General features: G+C 56.5%; 5 protein-coding genes and 1 other RNA gene. 5 read left to right on the forward strand and 1 reads right to left on the reverse strand.

Annotated elements, in window-relative coordinates; all coding sequences use genetic code 11:
• Nucleotides 1-157: 157 nt before the first annotated feature.
• Nucleotides 158-1,729, reverse strand: a complete 1,572-nt coding sequence (gene garD / locus FHW76_RS24760; protein ID WP_012967183.1) for a galactarate dehydratase — start codon at nt 1,727-1,729, stop codon at nt 158-160.
• Between the two features lie 392 nt (nt 1,730-2,121).
• Between garD and FHW76_RS24765 the strand changes: the two genes are divergently transcribed.
• The 5 genes from FHW76_RS24765 to rnpB all read left to right on the forward strand — a co-directional run bounded on the left by FHW76_RS24765 (nt 2,122) and on the right by rnpB (nt 6,792).
• The gene (locus tag FHW76_RS24765; RefSeq protein WP_008806599.1) at nt 2,122-3,453 is read left to right on the forward strand and encodes an MFS transporter; all 1,332 of its coding nucleotides are present in this window, start codon (nt 2,122-2,124) and stop codon (nt 3,451-3,453) included.
• A 26-nt stretch (nt 3,454-3,479) separates the two neighbouring features.
• Nucleotides 3,480-4,250, forward strand: a complete 771-nt coding sequence (gene garL, locus FHW76_RS24770) for a 2-dehydro-3-deoxyglucarate aldolase (RefSeq protein WP_008806598.1) — start codon at nt 3,480-3,482, stop codon at nt 4,248-4,250.
• A gap of 26 nt (nt 4,251-4,276) precedes the next feature.
• Complete coding sequence (garR, locus tag FHW76_RS24775) at nt 4,277-5,167, forward strand: 2-hydroxy-3-oxopropionate reductase (protein WP_012967184.1); 891 nt, start codon at nt 4,277-4,279, stop codon at nt 5,165-5,167.
• Nucleotides 5,168-5,231: 64 nt separating this feature from the next.
• Complete coding sequence (gene garK / locus FHW76_RS24780) at nt 5,232-6,377, forward strand: glycerate 2-kinase (protein ID WP_012967185.1); 1,146 nt, start codon at nt 5,232-5,234, stop codon at nt 6,375-6,377.
• Between the two features lie 32 nt (nt 6,378-6,409).
• Nucleotides 6,410-6,792, forward strand: an RNA gene (gene rnpB, locus FHW76_RS24785) — RNase P RNA component class A.
• Nucleotides 6,793-6,980: the final 188 nt, after the last annotated feature.

Genomic DNA, 6,980 nt, shown 5'->3' on the forward strand with positions numbered 1-6,980 from the left:
TTGAAGGGCGGCTTGAACGTCATCCGATATGTCGGAAGAAATGTCGGAAGAAATGTCGGAAGAAAAGGGCAGAATCGCTTTCCTTGCCGCACAGCATCCCTAACCAACAAGCCCGGATTAATCCGGGCTAAAAGTGGTTAAATTCTTACGCTCTCGATCAGGTCACCGGCGCCGGGTTAAACACCGCCAGCTGGTTGTGCAGGCCCCATTGATCGGAGAAAGTTTTCTTGCGTCCGCTGGCGACGTCGAGAATAAATTCGAACAGCTTCCGCCCGACATCCTCAATCGTCTCTTCGCCAGTGGCGATGGTCCCGGCGTTAATGTCCATTAAATCATACCAGCGGTTGGCCAGCTCGGTACGGGTCGCCATTTTTATTACGGGTACCGCCATCAGGCCATACGGCGTGCCGCGACCGGTGGTGAACACCTGCACGGTAATGCCAGAGGCGACCTGCTGGGTGCCGCAGACAAAATCGCTGGCGGGGGTAGCGGCATAAATCAGGCCGCGTTTGGTCGGGCGCTGGCCTGGAGAGAGCACCTCGACGATGGCGCTTTTCCCTGATTTAGCAATAGAACCCAGCGCTTTTTCCACCACGTTAGCCAGGCCGCCTTTTTTGTTGCCGGGGGAGGGGTTGGCGCTGCGGTCGGTTTTGCCCATGTCGAGATAGTTATCGTACCAGGCCATCTCTTCCAGCAGGCGTTTGCCGACCTCTTCGTTAATCGCCCGCGGGGTTAACAGATGGATGGCGTCGCGGACTTCGGTCACTTCCGAGAACATCACCGTCGCGCCGCAGCGCACCAGCAGGTCGGATGCATAACCCACCGCCGGGTTGGCGGTCACACCGGAGAAGGCGTCGCTGCCGCCGCACTGCATGCCGACCACCAGCTCTGAAGCCGGACAGGTTTCCCGCTGGCGCTGGTTCAGTTTCACCAGGTGGCGCTCGGCGACCTGCAGAATGTCATCGACCATCGATTTAAAACCAACATGCTTTTCATCCTGCAGGCTGACGATGCTGGCGCTGTCCACCGGGATACTTTTGACGTCTTCCGTGCCCTGCAGCAGGCGTTCCGGCTGCAGCTTTTCACAGCCGAGGCCAATGACCATCACCTCGCCGCCGAAATTCGGGTTGAGGGCGATATTGTGGATAGTGCGAATTGGCACTACCGCCGCCGGTGCATTAATCGCCACGCCGCAACCGTAGAGGTGGTTCAGGCCTACCACGCCGTCGACGTTGGGGTATTTCGGCAGCAGGTCGCGTTCAATGATTTTCACCACATAATCAACCACGCCCGCAACACAGTGCACGCTGGTGGTGATGCCCAGCAGGTTCTTGGTGCCCACGCTGCCATCGGCATTGCGGTACCCTTCAAAGGTATAGCCTTCCAGAGGCGGTAGGGGTTCAGGCACTTTGGTCGCCAGCGGCAGGGTGTTCAACGGCGGGGCGGTGGGCAGTTCCACCAGCGATTCGTCAATCCAGCTTCCCTGTGGGATGTCGCGCACGGCGAAGCCAATCACTTCTCCGTAGCGGATGATTTCACCGCGGGCAGGGATATCCACCAGGGCTACTTTATGACCCTGTGGGATGTGTTCGACGAGCGTCAGGCCGTCCGGGAAACGTGTTCCGGCGGTCAATCCCCGATCGTTGACAATAATCGCCACGTTATCTGTCGGGTCAACTTTAATATAAAACGCGGTTGGCGATTGTTGTCGAATTGCAATGTCAGCCATTGTCCAGTCATCTCCAAACAGGTGCTAATAATAAAATAAAACGCTAATTCATTTACTACGTATCAGTATGATGGAATAAAGGATGTCAGCTGTATTGATTTTAAAATGTGATCTACATCACTCCTTGCTGAGGTGGTAACCCCAGCAGGGCAGGCAATCGTAAGAACTGTGGATTAGCGCCCATGGCTTATGGCATAAGCCTAATTTTAGCGTTAAATAATGACTTTATATTGTGGTTATGCATAGTGTCTGGCGGAGGCGTGCTGATTATACTGAGTCATGTTTTTGAGGTATTCGATATGCGAATAGATAGCTTCAATATCGTCTTTTAAATAAATAAGAAACCGCTTAAAGCAATTATAAAAGGTGTTCTGTGCCTGAGGAATGTCTAAATGATTCTGGATTCTACATTAGATGAGAAAAAAGGAATACCGACCCGCTATTTAATTCTATTGATGATATTTGTCGTGACGGCGGTGAACTATGGCGACCGCGCGACGTTGTCTATCGCCGGTACTGAAGTCGCGAAAGAGCTGGGGCTCAGCGCGGTGTCGATGGGATACATTTTTTCCGCCTTCGGCTGGGCTTATCTGCTGATGCAGATCCCTGGTGGTTGGCTGCTGGATAAATTTGGATCGAAGAAGGTTTACTCATACAGCCTGTTTTTCTGGTCGCTGTTTACCTTCCTGCAGGGCTTTATTGATGTGTTCCCGCTCGCCTGGGCTGGGGTCTCCATGTTCTTTATGCGTTTTATGCTGGGCTTTTCCGAAGCGCCCTCGTTTCCCGCCAACGCCCGCATTGTGGCGGCCTGGTTTCCGGCCAAAGAGCGGGGCACCGCTTCGGCTATTTTTAATGCGGCGCAATATTTTTCGCTGGCGTTATTCTCGCCGCTACTCGGCTGGCTGACCTTCGCGCTGGGTTGGGAGCATGTCTTTACCGTGATGGGGATAATAGGGTTTGTGCTCACCGTCATCTGGGTGAAGTTTGTGCATAACCCCACCGATCATCCGCGAATGTCCGCGGCGGAGCTGAAGTATATCTCTGAAGGCGGCGCGGTGGTCGATATGGACCACAAAAAAGAGACGACCCAGGCGGCCGGGCCGAAGATGGATTATATCCGTCAGTTGCTGACCAACCGAATGATGTTAGGCGTATTTTTCGGTCAGTATTTCCTCAACACCATTACCTGGTTCTTCCTGACGTGGTTTCCGATCTACCTCGTGCAGGACAAGGGAATGTCAATTCTGAAAGTCGGCTTCGTGGCTTCAATTCCGGCGCTGTTTGGTTTTGCCGGCGGCGTACTGGGCGGGCTGTTTTCGGATTATCTGATTGGCCGCGGCTGTACGCTGACTTTTGCGCGTAAGTTACCGATAGTACTCGGAATGCTGCTGGCATCGTCCATTATTCTGTGTAACTACACGGCCAGCACGCCGCTGGTTATTACGCTGATGGCGCTGGCGTTCTTTGGTAAAGGCTTTGGCGCGCTGGGCTGGCCGGTTATCTCGGATGTTGCGCCGAAAGAGATTGTTGGCCTGTGCGGCGGGGTATTCAACGTCTTTGGCAATGTGGCCTCGATCGCCACGCCGCTGGTTATTGGCTACATCGTAAGCGAACTGCACTCATTCAATGGCGCACTGATTTTTGTTGGCGGCTCCGCGCTGATGATGATGGTCTGCTACCTGTTTGTGGTTGGCGATATCAAACGTATGGAATTGCAGAAGTAAGCAACGATTAACGCAAGGTAAAAATTATGGATAACGCAATTTTCCCGAACAAATTTAAAGCCGCGCTGGCGGCTCATCAGGTGCAGATTGGCTGCTGGTGCGCGCTGGCTAACCCGATCAGTACTGAGGTGCTGGGTCTGGCCGGTTTCGACTGGCTGGTGCTGGATGCGGAACACGCGCCGAACGACGTGACCACGCTTATCCCACAGCTGATGGCGCTGAAGGGCAGCTCCAGCGCGCAGGTAGTCCGTGTGCCGACCAATGAGCCGATCATCATCAAGCGCATGCTGGACATCGGCTTCTATAACTTCCTGGTGCCGTTCGTCGAGACGGCTGAGCAGGCGGCGCAGGCGGTGGCGTCGACCCGCTATCCGCCGGAAGGGATCCGCGGGGTCTCCGTTTCCCACCGCGGCAATATGTTTGGCACCGTGCCGGACTACTTCGCCCAGTCCAACAAGAACATTTCCATTCTGGTGCAGATTGAGAGCCAGACCGGGGTAGATAACGTCGAGGCGATTGCCGCGACCGAGGGTGTGGACGGGGTGTTCGTTGGCCCGAGTGACCTGGCTGCCGCTTTAGGCCATCTCGGCAATGCCGCCCATCCTGAGGTACAGCACGCTATCCAACATATCTTTGCCAGCGCGAAGAAGCACGGTAAGCCAAGCGGCATTCTGGCGCCAGTGGAAGCTGATGCGCGCCGCTATCTGGAATGGGGGGCGACTTTCGTCGCCGTCGGCAGCGATCTGGGCGTCTTCCGCTCAGCAACGCAGAAACTTGCTGATGCGTTTAAAAAATAATCACCAGGATGAAAAGAGAGAACATTATGACAATCAAAGTGGGTTTTATCGGTCTTGGCATTATGGGCAAACCGATGAGCAAAAATTTGCTGAAAGCCGGTTATTCGCTGGTGGTGTCCGACCGTAACCCGGAAGCGATTGCCGACGTGATCGCCGCGGGTGCAGAGACCGCCACGACGCCGAAGGCGATTGCCGAACAATGCGACGTCATTATCACCATGCTGCCGAACTCTCCGCATGTGAAAGAGGTGGCGCTGGGAGAAAACGGCATTATCGAAGGGGCAAAGCCGGGCACCGTGGTGATTGATATGAGCTCTATCGCGCCGCTGGCGAGCCGGGAAATCAGCGAAGCGCTGAGGGCCAAAGGTGTTGAAATGCTGGACGCGCCGGTGAGCGGCGGCGAACCAAAAGCCATCGACGGCACCCTGTCGGTGATGGTCGGCGGCGATAAGGCGATCTTTGATAAATACTACGATCTGATGAAAGCGATGGCGGGCTCCGTGGTGCATACCGGCGACATCGGCGCGGGCAACGTCACCAAACTGGCTAACCAGGTGATTGTCGCCCTGAACATCGCAGCGATGTCTGAAGCGCTGACTCTGGCGACCAAAGCTGGCGTCAATCCGGATCTGGTCTATCAGGCGATCCGTGGCGGCCTGGCGGGCAGTACCGTGCTGGATGCCAAAGCGCCGATGGTGATGGATCGTAACTTCAAGCCGGGTTTCCGTATCGACCTGCATATTAAAGATCTGGCCAATGCGTTGGATACCTCACACGGCGTGGGCGCTCAGCTGCCGCTGACAGCGGCGGTGATGGAGATGATGCAGGCGCTGCGCGCAGACGGTCTGGGCACCGCGGACCATAGCGCGCTGGCGTGCTACTACGAAAAACTGGCGAAAGTGGAAGTCACTCGCTAACAAGAAGGGCGCCTTGCGCGCCCTGTTATTCTTGCCTTGCGCGGCACTGTCAGGCTACAAAATTATGAAAATCGTCATTGCCCCAGACTCTTACAAAGAAAGCCTTTCTGCCACCGAGGTAGCTCAGGCGATAGAAAAAGGATTTCGGGAAATTTTCCCTGACGCGCAGTATGTTTCCATGCCCGTCGCCGACGGCGGCGAGGGAACGGTGGAGGCGATGATTGCCGCGACGCAGGGAACGGAACATTCCGCATGGGTGACTGGCCCGCTGGGCGAGAAAGTGGAGGCCTGCTGGGGCATGTCCGGCGATGGCGTCACTGCGTTTATTGAGATGGCGGCGGCCAGTGGCCTGGGACTCGTTCCGCCCGAAAAACGCAACCCTCTCATCACCACTTCACGCGGTACCGGCGAGCTGATATTACAGGCGCTGGAACATGGCGCGAAACGGATCATTATCGGTATCGGCGGCAGTGCGACCAACGACGGTGGAGCGGGCATGATGCAGGCGCTAGGCGCCCGCCTTTGTGACGCCGAGGGGCAGGAGATCGGCCATGGCGGCGGTAGCCTGAGCCGTCTGAGCCGGATCGATCTTTCCGCCATCGATCCACGCTTACGTGACAGGATGATCCACGTGGCCTGTGACGTCACTAACCCGCTGGTGGGCGAGCGCGGCGCGTCGCGGATCTTTGGCCCGCAGAAAGGGGCGACCGAGGCGATGATCGTTGAGCTGGATCGTAATCTGGCGCACTTCGCCGACGTCATTAAGGCGTCGCTGCAGGTGGACGTTAAGCCGATCCCCGGGGCGGGGGCGGCCGGCGGCATGGGCGCGGCGCTGATGGCTTTTCTTAATGCGGAACTGCGTAGCGGGATTGAGATCGTTACCGAGGCGCTGAAGCTGGAAGAGCAGATCCATGACTGCTCGCTGGTGGTCACCGGAGAAGGGCGGATCGATAGCCAGTCTATTCACGGTAAGGTGCCGGTGGGGATAGCCCGGGTGGCGAAAAAATACCGTAAGCCGGTGATCGGTATTGCTGGCAGCCTGACCCACGACGTTGGCGTGGTTCACCAGCACGGTATCGATGCGGTTTTCAGCGTGTTAACCACAGTTTCGACGCTGGAAGAGGCATTTCGCGGGGCGTTTGATAACATTTACCGCGCGTCGCGCAATATCGCCGCCACCCTGCAGGTTGGGATGACGACAGAAGGATGACAACGGGCGGTAAACCCTCTATACTGCGCGCCGAAGCTGACCAGACAGTCGCCGCTTCGTCGTCGTCCTCCTTCGGGGGGAGACGGGCGGAGGGGAGGAAAGTCCGGGCTCCATAGGGCAAGGTGCCAGGTAACGCCTGGGGGGTGTCACAGCCCACGACCAGTGCAACAGAGAGCAAACCGCCGATGGCCCGCGTAAGCGGGATCAGGTAAGGGTGAAAGGGTGCGGTAAGAGCGCACCGCGCGGCTGGTAACAGTCCGCGGCACGGTAAACTCCACCCGGAGCAAGGCCAAATAGGGGTTCATAAGGTACGGCCCGTACTGAACCCGGGTAGGCTGCTTGAGCCAGTGAGCGATTGCTGGCCTAGATGAATGACTGTCCACGACAGAACCCGGCTTATCGGTCAGTTTCACCTCTTTATGCAAAAACCCCGCTCCGGCGGGGTTTTTGCTATTCGAATACCGGAAGCAGGATGAATGACTGTCCACGACGCTATACCAGAAGAACGCGGCTTATCGGTCAGTTTCACCTCTTTATGCAAAAACCCCGCTCCGGCGGGGTTTTTGCTATTCGAATACCGGAAGCAGGATGAATGACTGTCCA

The organism is Klebsiella sp. RC2, assembly GCF_014192815.1.
Classification (GTDB): Bacteria; Pseudomonadota; Gammaproteobacteria; order Enterobacterales; family Enterobacteriaceae; genus Klebsiella; species Klebsiella variicola.